Origin of the sequence: Pantoea vagans (assembly GCF_001506165.1) — a bacterium.
In the GTDB taxonomy this organism is placed as follows: Bacteria; Pseudomonadota; Gammaproteobacteria; order Enterobacterales; family Enterobacteriaceae; genus Pantoea; species Pantoea vagans_C.
This window is the reverse complement of record NZ_CP011427.1, coordinates 488,249-503,851: the sequence shown is the minus strand read 5'-3', so window position 1 is coordinate 503,851 and position 15,603 is coordinate 488,249. Positions and strand designations below refer to the sequence as shown.

The following is a 15,603-nucleotide window of genomic DNA, read 5'->3' as shown; positions in this document are numbered from 1 at the left end:
ACATTAATGATATAGTTTTCAGCAATTGAATTGATAGACGATTAAAATTAACACTCTCCCTCTCTTACTCACACACCCATCTTTTATCCTTGTAATATTCCCCTTACAAGCACCCCGTTCGCTTACTACATAAACGCCATAGAAATCTTATATTCTTAATTACTCACCTTGAACATAATAGCACTCACTTGAGCTGCCAATTAAAAATAAAAACAGCCACGTTAAATATATCATGCCCTACTCCAGTTGCATGATAACGGAGCACCTGCTAACAGCGTGCAAATGCTGGTACCTGACGATAAAAAACGGTGATCAACGTCTATACGTCTGATTAAAACCAGAGAACGCCATGTTTTAAAAAAACATGAAGAAAAAACTCAATGGAAGATATTAAATGAAAAAGAGTCTTATCGCCTTGTCTATGTTTAGCCTGTTTGCTGTTTCCTCTGTACACGCTGCGGGTGGAACCGGAAAAGTCACTTTTACCGGTTCCATTATTGATGCACCTTGCTCCATCGCTCCGGGTTCATTAGATCAAACCGTTCCGCTCGGCGCTATTTCCAATGTGGTGCTGGCTGCAAACGGTAATACCGGTTCTTCAAGTGCAAAGCCTTTCCATATTGAACTGGAAGATTGCGTTATTGCTACGCCGGGCACTAAAGATAAAGTCACAGTGACCTTCACTGGCACAGCTTCTCCTTATGATGCAGAAAGCCTGGCGCTGGTAGGGGGTGATGCCAGCGGTGCGTCTATTGTTCTGACCGCCGCTGACGGCTCCAAAGTGAAACTGAATACCGCGACAGTAGGCCAAACCGTTGTTGATGGCAAAAACACGCTGACCTTTGCTGCCAGCGTGAAGGGCGGCGGCGCAACCGCCACCATTGTACCTGGCACATTCCAGGTACCGACTAATTTCGTACTGAATTACATCTAACAATATGCGTGACTAATTGGCCTGCGGCGCCCCTGCCGCAGGTCTTTTTACCTGTACCGTATTCTGGAGCTTATTGATGTTTTGGAAGCCCTTATTTTTACGCTATGCGGCCCCATTCCTGGTATTGTGCAGCGCTTTAAGTATGACCAAAACCTTCGCAAACGCCGAAGGTTTTGGTCGTTTAAATATGACGGGATCAATTGTCGAAACGCCCTGTGCGATTGACGTCGGCGATCGCGATCAGACTTTATATATGGGTAATCATCCCATTAGCAAAATCATTAGAGAAGGCCAAGGGCCTAAAAAAGAGTTTTCCATTCGATTATATGGCTGCACATTGACAAGCCTGGATCCCAGCAAATCTGACTGGAAAAAATTTAAAGTGATGTTTGATGGTGAAAATGACAAAGGCCATTTTAAAACGTCCGGTACCGCCAGTGGTGTATCCGTCAGAATCAGCGATCTTATTGGCAATGTCGCAACGCCGGGGGTACATCTGCCTGAAGGTGATCTCATGGTCGAGAATATGCATCTTAAATACACGCTCAACTTAGTGGGTAACCAGGAAATATTGCAAGCTGGCGACCACCAATTAACGATTCGTTTTAGAATCGATTATAATTAACGAGGCACGCCATCATGCTGAAATGCCTTCCTCGCCATATAGGTTATCTCATTTTTGTCTTCGTAGTGGGGACAACATTATTCATCGGGAAATTATCTTCATCCCTTGCTGTCAGTGATGTGCAGTTCAACACAGATGTGCTTGATCTTAGTGATCGCAGCAATATCGATTTGAGCCAGTTTTCACGTAAAGGTTTTATTTTGCCGGGTACTTATACCCTGGGCATTAATCTTAATGCGAACACGCTGCCTGAACGCCAGGTTCACTTCTACCCAGCAGAAGATGACGCCAATCAAACTGTGGCCTGCATTACGCCAGAGATGGTGTCTCAGTTAGGCCTGAAGGAATCAGCCTTAACTGACCTCTCATGGTGGCATAACCAACAGTGCCTCAAACTGGAAAGCATTAAAGGCATGGAAGTACGCGGTGATTTAGGAAAATCAGCGCTGTTCATTAGTATCCCGCAAGCTTATTTAGAGTACAGCAGTCCCTATTGGGATCCACCTGCTCGTTGGGAAGAGGGCATCACAGGTGCACTCTTTGACTACAATCTCAACCTGCAAACCCTGCAGCAAAAGGGGGCGGGCGGCGGTAGCGCAACCAACTTATCCGGTAACGGTACCAGCGGCGCGAACTTTGATGCCTGGCGGGTACGTGCCGATTGGCAAACTCGTTACGATCTTCGCAACGGTAGCCATCACGAGGCGAATACCCGCTCCTGGGATTGGAGCAGGTTTTACGCTTATCGCGCGCTAAGTAAGATCGGCGCGAAATTCATTATGGGCGAGGATTACCTCAACTCGGCAATCTTCGACAGCTTCCGATTTACCGGACTCAGTCTGGTATCTGATGACAACATGTTGCCCCCTAATTTGCGCGGCTACGCACCGGAAGTCAGCGGTGTGGCGAACAGCAATGCCAAAATCATCATCAGCCAGCAAGGGCGTATCATCAAAGAGGTGCAGGTAGCTGCGGGTCCTTACCGTATTCAGGATCTCGATAGTGCGGTGTCTGGCAATCTTGATGTACGCATTGAAGAGCAGGACGGCAGTGTTAAGCAGTACCAAGTGAGCACCGCCACCATTCCGTATCTCACCCGGCCGGGACAAGTGCGTTTTAAAACCGCCGTGGGGAAACCATCGGACTGGAAGCATCGTGTTGATGGGCCGGTGTTCGCTGCCAGCGAGCTTTCATGGGGCATCAGCAATGGCTGGTCACTCTATGGTGGAGGCATGGGCGGGGAAGATTACAACGCTTTTTCCGTGGGGGTGGGTCGTGATCTATTGGCTTTTGGCGCTCTATCCTCAGATGTAACGATGTCGCAGGCTAAAATCCCGAGCCGGGATACCCAGCGCGGCGGATCTTACCGCCTGAGTTACGCCAAACGCTTTGAGCAAACAGGGAGTCAGGTGACGTTCGCCGGTTATCGCTTTTCCGATAGCGGCTTTCGCTCCATGGCCGAATATCTGGATTCACGGGATGGCGATATCACCACCGGGCGCAGCAAAGAGATGTATACCCTCTCTCTGAATCAGCAATTTGAATCGCTCAATCTGACCGCGTATGTCAATTACAACCATCAGACATTCTGGAACCAACCAGCCAACGATCGTTATGACTTATCGCTTTCCCGTTATTTCGATCTTGGCCGCTTCAGAAATCTTAGCCTCTCACTTACGGCTTATCGTAACAAATTGAATAACACCAATGATGACGGCATGTACATGTCACTGTCATTACCGTGGGGCGAATCCGGAACGGTAAGTTACAACGGTTCCTATACCAAAGGAGATAACCGTCAAAGTGCGAGTTATTACAGTCGGCTGGACGATGCTGACTCCTATCAGGTGAGTGCAGGTGTTGCACGTCAGGGCGCCGATCTGAGTGGCTACTATACCCATAACGGCACCCTGGCTAAGGTCAACAGCTCGGCAAGCTATCGCGAGGGCCAACACAGCGCATTAGGCGTTGCCCTGCAAGGCGGCGCAACACTCACCACTAAAGGCGGTGCATTACATCGCACTAATATCCTGGGCGGCACAAGGATGTTAGTTGACACCGATGGCGTTGCCGGTGTGCCTGTCGGCAGTTACGGTAACCCCGTTTATACCAACCGTTTCGGTAAAGCGGTGGTGAGTGATATCAGCAGCTACTATCGCAACAGCGTGCGAATCAACATCGATAAACTGGCAGACAATGTCGAAGCCAGCCAATCGGTGGCACAGGGTACGCTGACCGAGGGGGCGATTGGCTATCGTAACTTCAACGTCATTTCCGGTGAAAAAGCCATGGCGGTCATCCGTCTGGCTGATGGCAGTTCGCCGCCGTTTGGTGCCATCGTACTGAATACAAAAAAACAGGAAACCGGCATTGTTAATGATTATGGCCGTGTCTATCTGAGCGGAATTAATGCCGGTGATACCATGACAGTACGTTGGAATAATGCGGAACAATGCGAAATTTCCCTGCCGAACACTTTACCGGACAACATGATGAATAATTTACTACTTCCTTGCGAAACAATCGTAACGTCATAAATAAACACACTCCAATGATGAGACTCTGTAGGTCAATGATGAAAAGAAAAACATTAGTGAACATCTTCGCCGCCACGACATTGAGCTTTATTGCCCATTCTGTTTCTGCCGCCATTTCATTGGACAGAACACGTGTCGTATTCCCCGGGTCAGAGAAATCAGTAAGTTTGACCGTAAGTAACCAAAACACTGAATTGCCTTATCTGGCTCAAGGATGGCTTGAAGATGAACAAGGTGAAAAACTGGATAATAACAATCCGTTGACGGTCGTACCGCCGGTACAACGTATTGAACCCCGAGCTGAAAGTCAGGTAAAAATTCAGGCACTCACCTCTTCTGAGGCATTTAAAAAATTACCACAGGATCGAGAGTCTCTTTTTTATTTCAATCTGAGAGAGATCCCACCTAAAAGTGACAAACCCAATGTATTGCAGATTGCCCTGCAAACACGTATTAAAGTGTTTTATCGCCCTGCGGCATTAGCAGAAGCCGCGGCTGCACAGCAAGCATTACCATTCCAGGAAAAAATCACCCTCAGTAAAAGTGGTGATAAATATACTATTGTAAATCCGACACCTTATTACGTCACCTTGATTGGTGCGAGCGCCAAAAAAGAGGGCGACGTGATTAAAGGATTTGAAGCACTGATGATCGCACCGAAAAGTCAGGCGGCGATGGGCGGCAGCACAGCAGCTTTAGGGCAGACGCCCGTGCTGGTTTACGTTAATGATTACGGCGGCCAAACAGCCTTAACCTTTAAATGCAGCGGAAATACTTGCACCGTAGATACCAGTAAACGTGCAACGCCAAAATAATCAGGGAAATGATGAAATGAAAATAATCGTCATTGCAGCACGTTCAGCCTCTGGAATGCGTAAGATGCAAGGTTCAGCATTAATATCTTGCGCAATCCTCTTTTCCTCAATGGCGCAAGCCGGCTTTACTGATGGTCTGGTCGATGGCAACTATGGGGTTATCCGTGCCCACGGCACCTTGACCGAAAGCGCCTGCCGGTTAGATATGCGTTCGGCTGATCAATCAGTCTCTTTGGGCAATATCGCCACAGGTAAACTGCAGAATCCCGGCGATACAGGTAACCTTGTTCCCGTTGCCCTCTACTTGCATGACTGCCTACGTACCTCATCGGCCAATCGCGATGTAAAAGGCAATCTGACCTGGAGCGCCAGCCAGCCAGCCGCTTCCTTCACCTTCACCGGGATTGAGGACATTGCTAATCCGCAATTAATTAAAACTCACGGTGTAGAAGGTATTGGGCTGCGTATAAAAGACGCGTTGCGAAATAACGTCACACTCGGGCAGCGCGGCAAACCACTACTCATCACACCAGCAAGTCATGTCGTCATTTATTACATTGCTCCGGAACGCACGCACAATAATCTCCGTGCCGGAAGCTATTTTGCCACTGTGAACTTCAGGTTGAACTATGATTAATTCATCCTCAAGGAAAAGAAAAGATGCCCTAATCTGCATAATGGCGACGCTACTCGCCTTTATGCCTTTTCCCGGTTATGTACAGGCATTTTCGACCATTGCCACGGTGAAGGTTAAAGTTTTATCGGCACCCTGCATCGTAAACGGCAATAGAGATATCCCAATAGACTTTGGCAATGACATTATCATTTCACGCATTGATAGCCGTATTTATGAACGCCCAATACCTTATGTACTTGACTGTTCTTCAGCCACATCAAAATCATTGAAAATGCAGTTGCGCGGAGGGGGGGCCTCTTTTGACACAACAGTGCTTAGCACCAGCAAAGCCAATCTCGCTATTGAGTTAAAAAGCAACGGTACAAAAATGGCGGTAAATAGTTGGCACAATTTCACCGATCCTGCACGCCCGGCATTAAGTGCTGTGCTGGTTAAAAATCGCAGCGGCACTGTCACGGGCGGGGCTTTTACAGCAACATCAACATTGCTGGTTGAGTATCAATAGGGAAGAATAATGAGACACGTAAAACGTCTTAACGGACAAAAGGCAATAATACTGGCTTGTTCATTTATCACGCTTCCATTGGCACAAGCCACAAATGTCAGTTTTAAGGGAACACTTGTAGAATCTATTCCCTGTGAAATAAATAATGGTGGGCTAATCGAGATTGATTTCGACACCTTAATCATTCGTTCCATCGATGGGGATAAATATCGTCGCCCCGTGCCCTATTCAGTAAATTGCACGGGAACGGGAAGTGTGCGACTGAGTGTACAAGGAACACCTTCAAGCTTTGATAACACCGCTGTTGTCACTAATCAGAGTGGGTTAGGAATTAGAGTTGAACAAGATGGCTCCCCGCTCCGTATAAACCAATATATTGCCATCAACCTTTTACGGCCTCCTACTTTAACGGTTGTCCCTGTGGCTAATCCGGCATCATTGCCTTCTTCGGGGGCCTTTACATCACGAGCCACAATCATTGCAGACTATCAATAGGACTCTTGATGAAGAAAACTATTACATTGTTAGGTTTCCTGTTCGTGTGGACCTTTGGTTTCCTCTCTCCTTCTGCGGTCAACGCAGCGGAAAATCTTATTATGCGCGGTAGCCTCGTCGATGCACCCTGTGTTATACGACCGGGCGATGAGTTAATAAAACTCGATTTTGGAGAAGTCATAGATAAATATCTCTATCGCTTTTCCCGCACGCCAAGTCGGCCTTTACTGATTCATTTAGAAGATTGCGATGTCAGTGTTGTTAAAGAGGTCGAGATTACCTTTCAAGGTATTGAAAATACGGCTTTACCGGGATTATTACGCCTTGATGCAGGTAGCATTGCCAGTGGCGTTGCGATTGGCATTGAGGGTCTGGACGGTTCTACTATCAGCATCAATAAGCCTGCGCCTGTAAGAGCACTGCAGACCGGCAATATGGTGCTAGCATTCCAGGCTTATATGCAGGGCGAACCCGATGCCATCCTAAATCGTCGGATTGGCCATGGACAATTCACGGCCACTACGACATTTATCCTGAATTATCTTTGACCTGCGTTGGTGCAGCATTGTCTTGCGGCGATGCCAGTGCCGTTTCTAATCGGTCTAGCGCGCAAAGAATGCCATAGCTACGCGCGCTTTGATTTTCCGGCAGCGGCAGCCAAACATCTGCCTGGTTCGCCAGATCCAGCGCTGCTGGGCAGATCGCAATCACCGCTGTTTTCTGGATGTGTGCATGGTGTACCGCACTCAGCACGCTGCTGTTCACCGTATCTGGCGCGAGGATTAACAGTAAATCATCCGGCTGTAAGCGGCTCAGCGTCATACGCAGCAGGTTGTCGTCCTGAATCCATGCCAGTGCCAGTCCTGCCGTTGTAAGTCGCTGGTGAACTTCTGCTACCAGCGGTGTGGTCTGTCCTGCGGCCCCAATCAATAACACACTTCGGGCATTCCGAAGCATAAGCGCAGCACGCTCCCAGGTTAACCCTTCAGCCAGCGACCACTGCTGTGCCAGTGCCTGATGAATCGTCTCAAGCTGTGGAATGTTTTGTGCACGGCGCGCTGATGGCACCGAACTGGCGCGCGCCAGACGCATGCGCAAATCGCGGATATCTTCACAGCCCACCGAACGCGCAAATCGGGTGATGGTGGCAGCGCTGACTTCGGCGCGTCCGGCCAGTTGCTCAATAGTGGCGGATGCGGCAAACGCCATATCGTTAAGGATGGCCAGTGCCACACGATTTTCCTGCTGGCTCAGTGACGGCTGCCGCTGGCGGATCACCTCGATGAATGCGCCTTCCTGCTGCTGGCCAGCTTTACGCACCTGGTGTAGAAAATCATCAAGATCGCGACAGCCAGCAGAGGCGGCAAAACGACGCAGCACTTCAGGACTGACGCCCGCTTGGGTAGCCAGACTTTCCATCGTGGCCTGCGCGCTGACGTGCAAGTTATCCAGAATAAAACGCGCCAGCCTAGATTCCGGTGCATCCACCCGTGCCGACTGCTGTCGCAGTTGCCAGACAATATCCATTCGCTCACCACATCCTCAATTTGCGAACACTCATCATGCATGAAAATATTTTTCAATGTGAGTTTTTTTTCATCTGATTACGTCTTTACCCTGCTTAAAACAGCGCTTATTAACGATAAATTAAAGCACCGATCACACTCATGAAAAATATTTTCACAAACAAAGATAATTCAATTCACTGATTATTAATGACTTATCTCACATTCATCAGAAAATCGTCTGTCCAGAGGGTATTTACAGCACCACCGAGACGGGTCTTAAATGGCCCCGACAAATCACAGGAGGAAATCATATGCGTATCGTACTTTGCTGTGCAGCAGGGATGTCCACCAGCATGCTGGTCACCAAAATGCAGAGTGCCGCTCAAGGCCGCGGACTGGCGATTGATATCAAAGCGGTGCCAGTGGCGGAATTTGAACGCATCCTACCCGATGCCGATGTGGTGCTGCTCGGCCCACAGGTGCAGTTTGAAGCTGCCCGGCTAACCGCCATCGCGACGCCGCAAGGTAAAGCTGTCGCCGTCATCGACATGATGGATTACGGCATGATGCGTGGCGAGCAGGTGCTGGATAAAGCCCTGGCGTTGCACACCGCTTAACTCACCCGTTTTACCCAACTCTACTGATTGAAACACGGCCCTGTGCTGTGGGGGATTCTGCATGTCCGAAGACGTGGTTATCGATTTTGAAGAGCAAATCATGTTGCTGCTGGTTCAGGCTGGAGCAGCCCGCAGTGCAGCGCTCAGCGCACTGCGACTGGCGCGTGAGGGCAAGTTTGCTGCCGCTGAACAGCAATTAGCCTCTGCGAAAGCGAGCATCAACGGTGCGCATCATCAGCAAACCGCGTTAATTGGTCTTGATGAAGGCAGCGGCAAACTCGCGGTCACCCTGATTTTGGTACATGCCCAGGATCACTTGATGAACGCCATGTTAATTCAGGATCTGGCGGGCGAAATCATAGAACTCTACCGCCGCACTGCGGCAGGAGGAACCGATGCTTAAGATGGCGATTATTGGTGGTGGCAGCAGCTACTCACCGGAGCTGGTTGAAGGGATTATCAATCGTTACGCACAACTGCCGGTCACGGAGCTGGCGTTGGTGGATGTCGAGTCGGGACGCGAAAAGGTGAATATCATCGCCGATCTCACGCGCCGGATGCTGCAGAAGAGTGGTTTAGAGCAGGTTAAAGTCAGCGTCCACTTTGAACTCGACGATGCCATTCGCGGTGCCCGCTTTGTGCTGACACAATTGCGCGTAGGCCAACTGGCAGCGCGTGCCGCCGATGAACGCCTGGGTCTGAAATATGGCCGTCTCGGCCAGGAGACCACCGGCGTCGGCGGTTTTGCCAAAGCACTGCGCACCATTCCGGTGATGCTGAACGTCGCGCGTAAAGTGGAAGAGCTGGCTCCCGATGCCTTTATCATCAACTTCACCAATCCCGCAGGCATCGTGACGGAAGCGGTATCGCGCTACAGCAACGCCAAAATTATCGGACTGTGTAACGTGCCGGTGAATATGCATCATATGATTGCTGGCATGCTCAACGCCCCGCGGGATGAGGTGCAGCTGCGCTTTGCCGGGCTGAACCATCTGGTGTGGGTGCATCAGGTCACCTGTCGGGGCGAAGATGTCACTGCACAGGTGATTGAACAACTCTGTGACGGCCAGTCGCTTACCATGAACAATATCAAGGATATGCCGTGGTCGCCGACGTTCCTGCGCGCGCTTAATGCCATTCCCTGCCCTTATCATCGCTACTACTGGCAGACACCCCAGATGCTGGCCGAAGAGCAGCAAAAAGCGCAAAACGGCCATGAGGGTACGCGCGCAGAGCAAGTGATGAAGGTGGAAGCAGAGCTGTTTGAACTCTATGCCGACCCGCATCTGGCGCACAAACCGGAGCAGTTAAGCTTCCGCGGCGGCGCTTATTACTCCGAAGTGGCCGTTGAGCTGATCAGCGCGATTCATAACAACAGCGGCAAGAATCTGGTGGTGAACTGCCGTAATAACGGCGCGATCCATGGCCTGCCGGATGATGCGGTGGTGGAGGTCAATTGCCTGGTGGATGCCCAAGGCGCGCATCCGCTGATGTTTGGTGAACTGCCGCCGCTGATGAATGGCCTGACGCAGCAAATCAAAGCCTTTGAACGCCTGACCATCGAAGCAGCAGTGCACGGCGATCGCCATCAGGCGCTGCTGGCGCTGTTGGGCAACCCATTAGTCGGTGATGTTGCCACGGCGGAAGCCCTGCTGGCAGAGGTGTTGACGTTGAATAAGCCGTGGTTACCCCAGTTCACCCATCACGCGTAATGCCGTAGCGGCGCAATTTATTGCGCGATGAATCGCGCCGCTACCGAGCCCATTATATTGTTGTGCCATTGAGCCTGAGGAGGCCCTGTGTCCAACCGAACTTTTATTGAACGTTATGTGTTGCCCGCAGCGCTGAAAGTCGCTGGCCAGAAGCATGTGCTCTCGGTGCGCGACGGCATCATTCTCAACATGCCCTTTATGCTGATTGGCAGTTTCTTCCTGATCTTCGCTTACCTGCCCATCCCGGCATGGGGCCATCTGATGGCGGATCTGTTTGGTGATAGCTGGCGCAACAAACTGCTCTATCCGGTACGTGCCACCTACGACATCATGGCGCTAATCTCCAGCTTCGGTATCGCCTATCGTCTGGCGGAGAAGTACCGCACGCTGGACCCGCTCACCAGCGGCGCAATGGCGTTAGTCGCCTTTGTGATGACCATTCCACAGCAGACGCTGTTCGCCCCGGTTGAAAATGCGCCCGCACAGCTGGTGACCGGCGTACTGCCGATCTCGATGATTGGTAGCCAGGGCCTGTTCGTGGCGATTGTGATTGCGCTGATGTCGACGGAGATCTATCGCTTCGTCCACAGCCGCAATCTGGTGATCAAGATGCCGGAAGGCGTTCCCCCTGCGGTGGCGAAATCCTTTCTCGCGCTGGTGCCGGGTTTCTGTGTGCTGGCGGTGGTGCTGCTGATCCGTCTGGCCGTGGAAGCCTCACCTTTTGGCGATATTAATAATCTGATCGCCACGGTGATTGGGCTGCCGATGCATCACGTGGGCGGCACGCTGCCGGGCATGATTTTCTCGGTGCTGCTGATTGGTATCCTCTGGACCCTGGGCCTGCATGGCGATGCGATTGTGCTGGTGTTTATCCAGCCGGTATGGCTCTCCAACATGAGCGAAAACCTTGAGGCGTTTCAGCATAACCAGCCGATTCCGCACATCTTCACGCAGCAGTTTTATGATTTGTGGATTGCACCCGGCGGCACCGGGGCGCTATTGGGGTTGGTGATTTTCATGCTGATCCGTTCACACAGCCGTCAGATGAAGCAACTGGGTAAAATTGCCGGACCGGCAGCCCTGTTCAACATCAGCGAGCCACTGGTGTTTGGCCTCCCGCTGGTGATGAACCCGTACCTGTTCCTGCCTTTTATCCTGACGCCCGTGGTGCTGGTGATCGTTTCCTGGGCGGCAATGACCACCGGATTGGTCGCGCCACCCGCCGGCATCGCCCTGCCGTTTACCACTCCGATTTTTGTCAGTGGCTATTTAGCCACGGGCGGCCATATCTCCGGTACGGTGCTGCAAGTGGTGAATCTGGCTATCTCAATGGTGATCTACTATCCGTTCTTCCGCATCTGGGATCGCCTGAAACATCGCGAAGAGCAGCAAAGCGAACAGCAGGCGCAGGCTGTGGCCGGCAACCCGGTGGTTTCATAACATATCTGTAGGGTGGCCTGCTGGCCGCCCTGCCTCACATCCCTATTCTTCCAGTTTCCGCAATAATGACTTTGCAAACCCGGCTATTCTGCCGTGCCACAGGCTGTGACAACCTTTAGACAAGGTTCGGGATCGCCCCGGCCACCACTAAAGGATATCGCTGATGAAACTCTACCACTTCCCACTCTCTGGCCATGCGCATCGTGCGCGCCTGTTCCTGTCACTGCTTGGCTTGCCACACGAGGTTATCGATGTGGACCTCAAAGGCGGCGAACACAAAATGCCTGCTTTCCTCGCCATGAATCCGTTCGGCCAGGTGCCGGTGCTGGAAGATGAAGGTGTTTATATCTCCGACTCCAACGCCATTCTGGTCTATCTGGCGAAGAAATCGGGCCGCCACGAATGGCTGCCAGAAGATGCATTGGGTGCGGCACAAGTGCAGCGCTGGTTATCGGTAGCAGCGGGTGAACTGGCTTACGGCCCCTGCGCGGCGCGCTTGATCACCGTATTTGGCCGCCCCTTCAACCCGGATGAAGTCATCGCCCGCGCACATGCGATTTTGGCGCTGATGGAGCAGCATCTGACCGGACGCGACTGGCTGGTCGGCGATCATCCCACTGTCGCGGACGTTGCGCAGTACAGCTATCTCATCGGTGCACCGGAGGGCAATGTGGATCTCTCGGGTTATCCGGCGGTGAATGCGCTGCTGCGCCGCATCGAAGCATTACCCGGTTTTGTCCCCTTCCCCCAAACGGCTGCCGGTCTGCGCAGCATCGCGTGAGTGAGTCATCATGGGCGAGAAACGTTCGGTATGGCATGCAGGTGAAATAGCCCTGCAACAGCAGGCAGGTGTAGCGGAGCGCATGGCCGAGGTCGGCCAGCGTGTGATTCGCGATTTCATGCCCGATCAGCATCGCGACTTCTATGCACAGCTGCCGTTTATCGTGCTGGGCAGCGTTGACGCACAAGGCGATGCCTGGGCCACGCTGCTGGAAGGCCGAGCCGGATTTATTTTCTCGCCCAACGCCACCACGCTAGATATTGAAGCGCAGCCGGACGCCCGCGATCCGGCTGCGGCGGGCATCACGGATGGCGCATCAGTTGGTCTGCTCGGCATTGAACTGCATACACGCCGCCGTAACCGCATGAATGGGGTATTGAGCACCATCGGCGGAGGGCTACGGGTGCAGGTCACACAGAGTTTTGGTAACTGTCCGCGTTACATCCAACTGCGTGATTATCGTTTTGCTCGCCAGCCTGACGAGCCTTCTAGCGATGATGTCGAAGAGTTGAACGCACTGGATGCGGAGGCACGCACCACCATCGCCACCGCCGATACGTTTTACGTCGCCACCTACGCGGACCAGCAAGTAGATGTCTCACATCGCGGCGGCAAACCGGGCTTTGTGCGGGTCGATGACGATGGTCTGCTGACCATCCCTGATTTTAACGGCAACCTGTTCTTCTCCACGCTCGGTAATATCCATCAGAATGGTAAAGCCGGGTTGCTGTTTGTGGATTATCACAGCGGCGATACGCTGCAAATCACCGGCGATGCCCGCGTCATCCTTGATTCGCCAGAAATTGCCGCCTTCCAGGGTGCCGAGCGGCTATGGACCTTTCGCGCTCGCCGAATTGTGCGCCGTCGAGCGGCGTTGGCCTTGCGCTGGCACAGCGATCCGGGGGGCATTTCACCCGCCTCTGAGATGACCGGCGACTGGCAATCTGCCGCCAACCAGTTACGCGCCAGCGAACTGGCCCAGCGCTGGCGTCCATTCAAAGTGACGAAAATTGTCGATGAGAGCGCCTCGATTCGATCCTTCCATCTGATGCCAGATGATGGCGCGGGTTTATTGCCGCATCTGGCCGGACAACATCTGCCGATTCGCGTGACCTTGCCCGACACAGAGAAACCGCTGATTCGCCACTACACCTTATCGGTCGCGCCATCGGACGGTTTTTACCGCATCAGTGTGAAGCGTGATGGCGTGGTCTCAAACTACCTGCACGATCATCTGCAAGTGGGCGATCGCCTTGAAACCCGCGCCCCCGCTGGCGATTTCACCATTGATGCCAGCGAGACGCGTCCCGCGGTTATGCTGGCGGCAGGCGTCGGCATCACACCGATGCTGGCGATGCTGCGCCACTTGGTTTTTGAAGGGCGCCGCAAACAGCGCATGCGTCCCACTTACTTTATCCAGTCGGCACGCAACAAGGCCGAACGTCCTTTTGCGCGCGAGTTAGATACGCTGCTGGCGGCTGCGCAAGGTGGGTTCAGGCTGATACGCGTGCTGAGTCACACCGAGGATGCAGAAGCGGGTTTTGATTACGATGTTGCCGGACGCATCGATATGGCCCTACTCTCCCAAGTGCTGCCGTTCAACGATTACGACTTTTACTTGTGCGGCCCGCCGCCGTTCACGCAGGCGCTGTATGACGGGCTGCGCAGCTACAACATTGCCGATCAACGTATTCACGCCGAGGCTTTTGGGCCGTCATCACTGGTACGCCACACCGATAACGATGAGCCTGCAACGCTATTGTCGCCCGTGGCAAACAGCGCTGTACCAATCAAATTTATGTCGTCTTTAAAAGAAGCCCGCTGGACGCCGCAAAGCGGTTCACTGCTGGAGTTAGCTGAAGCGCGCGGATTGAGCCCGGAATACAGCTGTCGCGAGGGCCACTGCGGCAGTTGCAAAACCCGACTGCTTAAAGGTGCCGTAACCTATAAAACGCGACCGAGTGCCAAAGTGGCAGAGGATGAGGTTTTGATCTGCTGCGCGGTTCCGGCGCAGCAGGATGGCGAGATAGAGGCGATTCAGTTGGATTTATGAAGCGCAAAATCATAACAACGGGATAATACTTCTCTCTTCACCATACCAAAGCTGAGAGTTTTCAAGATCCACGAATTTGCGCTCATCTTCTATTAACTCACGTAATGCCGCCAAACCCTGTTCCGTTTTTCGGGCCGCGAGATGCGAAGGTAAATCATCCCACCACAATTCCGCGCAGCCATCAAAATCGACGGCTAAAGTCCCGCGCGTTTTCTGTAAAGCATCTTGCGCCTCCGGGTTGGCATAGGGCACCGTCTGGATGTAGCGCCGTATACCTAACAATTCCGCATGCTTGCGAACCAGTGGCGCATGAACATTGCGCCAGTGATGATCGAATTCCTCACGTGAAATTGCGGGGTTTCTCTTTGCGCACATGATTAGCTTCAACATCTTCTTTACTCCTTTTCACTATGAAGCTCAAAGCCTACACTCTGACAGTGCTGTCAGGGTCAAGAGGGACATTATGCAAATAGGAAAGCTGGCCACGTTAACCGGTGTGAGCATTCGTATGCTGCGCTATTACGAAGAGGCGGGGTTACTTGTTCCAGAACGAACAGAGACCGGATATCGGCGCTATACGGTCGATGATGTTTCGCGAGTGGAGCGAATATTAGTGCTGAACCGGGCGGGCTTTACGTTGCCGACCATCATCGGCTTGCTCAACTGCGTGAACTCAGGAACTGCCCCCTGCGATGCGCTGAAAAACAAAATTCAGGATCAGCTTCAGCAGATTGAAAGACAGTTTGATGATTTGAATAAGAGCCGTGAATTACTACAGCATCTACTTGTTCAATGATGAGGGGTGGATGCGATCTCTGAAAAGCAAAAACCCAGCCATAAGGCTGGGTTTTCAGAATGTTGGTGCCCGGACGCGGAATCGAACCACGGACACGGGGATTTTCAATCCCCTGCTCTACCGACTGAGCTATCCGGGCAACGGGGCG

Annotated in this window: 17 protein-coding genes and 1 tRNA gene; 15 read left to right on the top strand and 3 right to left on the bottom strand. The window is 52.2% G+C overall.

Annotation, left to right across the window (positions count from 1 at the left end; all coding sequences use genetic code 11):
• Window positions 1–394 precede the first annotated feature (394 nt).
• The 8 genes from LK04_RS02390 (at window position 395) to LK04_RS02360 (ending at window position 7,096) form a co-directional block, all read left to right on the top strand.
• Window positions 395–934 (top strand): fimbrial protein, encoded by a 540-nt coding sequence (locus LK04_RS02390; RefSeq protein WP_039327095.1) that lies wholly within the window; start codon window positions 395–397, stop codon window positions 932–934.
• A gap of 76 nt (window positions 935–1,010) precedes the next feature.
• Entirely contained in the window at window positions 1,011–1,559 is a 549-nt protein-coding gene (locus tag LK04_RS02385) for a fimbrial protein (RefSeq protein WP_039327092.1), read from the top strand.
• Between the two features lie 14 nt (window positions 1,560–1,573).
• Entirely contained in the window at window positions 1,574–4,096 is a 2,523-nt protein-coding gene (locus LK04_RS02380) for an outer membrane usher protein (protein WP_052205863.1), read from the top strand.
• A 38-nt stretch (window positions 4,097–4,134) separates the two neighbouring features.
• Window positions 4,135–4,911 carry a fimbria/pilus periplasmic chaperone gene (locus tag LK04_RS02375; protein ID WP_039327310.1) on the top strand — a complete coding sequence of 259 codons (777 nt, stop codon included), beginning with the start codon at window positions 4,135–4,137 and terminating at the stop codon, window positions 4,909–4,911.
• Between the two features lie 16 nt (window positions 4,912–4,927).
• Complete coding sequence (locus LK04_RS02370) at window positions 4,928–5,548, top strand: fimbrial protein (protein WP_156138026.1); 621 nt, start codon at window positions 4,928–4,930, stop codon at window positions 5,546–5,548.
• A complete protein-coding gene (locus LK04_RS02365) occupies window positions 5,541–6,053 on the top strand; it encodes a fimbrial protein (protein ID WP_081998038.1) in 513 nt (170 codons plus the stop codon). The genes LK04_RS02370 and LK04_RS02365 overlap by 8 nt, the downstream gene beginning before the upstream one ends.
• Before the next feature lie 9 nt (window positions 6,054–6,062).
• Window positions 6,063–6,548, top strand: coding sequence for a fimbrial protein (locus LK04_RS19965; RefSeq protein ID WP_071885718.1), 486 nt, complete (start codon window positions 6,063–6,065; stop codon window positions 6,546–6,548).
• A gap of 8 nt (window positions 6,549–6,556) precedes the next feature.
• Window positions 6,557–7,096, top strand: a complete 540-nt coding sequence (locus tag LK04_RS02360) for a fimbrial protein (RefSeq protein WP_039327083.1) — start codon at window positions 6,557–6,559, stop codon at window positions 7,094–7,096.
• On the opposite strand, the gene LK04_RS02355 is transcribed toward LK04_RS02360, so the two are convergent.
• Complete coding sequence (locus LK04_RS02355) at window positions 7,077–8,075, bottom strand: MurR/RpiR family transcriptional regulator (protein ID WP_052205858.1); 999 nt, start codon at window positions 8,073–8,075, stop codon at window positions 7,077–7,079. The genes LK04_RS02360 and LK04_RS02355 overlap by 20 nt on opposite strands.
• Window positions 8,076–8,367: 292 nt before the next feature.
• Here LK04_RS02355 and LK04_RS02350 point away from each other — a divergent pair, with 292 nt between their 5' ends.
• The 6 genes from LK04_RS02350 to LK04_RS02325 all read left to right on the top strand — a co-directional run bounded on the left by LK04_RS02350 (window position 8,368) and on the right by LK04_RS02325 (window position 14,659).
• Window positions 8,368–8,673, top strand: a complete 306-nt coding sequence (locus tag LK04_RS02350) for a PTS sugar transporter subunit IIB (protein WP_039327081.1) — start codon at window positions 8,368–8,370, stop codon at window positions 8,671–8,673.
• Window positions 8,674–8,734: 61 nt separating this feature from the next.
• Window positions 8,735–9,076: a PTS lactose/cellobiose transporter subunit IIA gene (locus LK04_RS02345; protein ID WP_039327079.1), complete on the top strand. Its 342-nt coding sequence runs from the start codon at window positions 8,735–8,737 to the stop codon at window positions 9,074–9,076.
• Window positions 9,069–10,385, top strand: a complete 1,317-nt coding sequence (locus LK04_RS02340; RefSeq protein WP_039327076.1) for a 6-phospho-beta-glucosidase — start codon at window positions 9,069–9,071, stop codon at window positions 10,383–10,385. The genes LK04_RS02345 and LK04_RS02340 overlap by 8 nt, the downstream gene beginning before the upstream one ends.
• Window positions 10,386–10,472: 87 nt before the next feature.
• Complete coding sequence (gene celB, locus LK04_RS02335; RefSeq protein WP_039327073.1) at window positions 10,473–11,825, top strand: PTS cellobiose transporter subunit IIC; 1,353 nt, start codon at window positions 10,473–10,475, stop codon at window positions 11,823–11,825.
• Between the two features lie 163 nt (window positions 11,826–11,988).
• Entirely contained in the window at window positions 11,989–12,606 is a 618-nt protein-coding gene (locus tag LK04_RS02330; RefSeq protein ID WP_039327071.1) for a glutathione S-transferase family protein, read from the top strand.
• A 10-nt stretch (window positions 12,607–12,616) separates the two neighbouring features.
• Window positions 12,617–14,659: a pyridoxamine 5'-phosphate oxidase family protein gene (locus tag LK04_RS02325; RefSeq protein WP_039327068.1), complete on the top strand. Its 2,043-nt coding sequence runs from the start codon at window positions 12,617–12,619 to the stop codon at window positions 14,657–14,659.
• A 9-nt stretch (window positions 14,660–14,668) separates the two neighbouring features.
• Here LK04_RS02325 and LK04_RS02320 read toward each other — a convergent pair whose 3' ends face one another.
• Entirely contained in the window at window positions 14,669–15,049 is a 381-nt protein-coding gene (locus LK04_RS02320) for an EthD domain-containing protein (protein WP_039327065.1), read from the bottom strand.
• Window positions 15,050–15,122: 73 nt separating this feature from the next.
• On the opposite strand from LK04_RS02320, the gene LK04_RS02315 reads away from it, so the two are divergent.
• Entirely contained in the window at window positions 15,123–15,455 is a 333-nt protein-coding gene (locus LK04_RS02315; RefSeq protein ID WP_052205856.1) for a MerR family transcriptional regulator, read from the top strand.
• Window positions 15,456–15,518: 63 nt separating this feature from the next.
• Here the strand turns inward: LK04_RS02315 and LK04_RS02310 are convergent.
• Window positions 15,519–15,594 (bottom strand) — tRNA-Phe (locus tag LK04_RS02310).
• Window positions 15,595–15,603 lie beyond the last annotated feature (9 nt).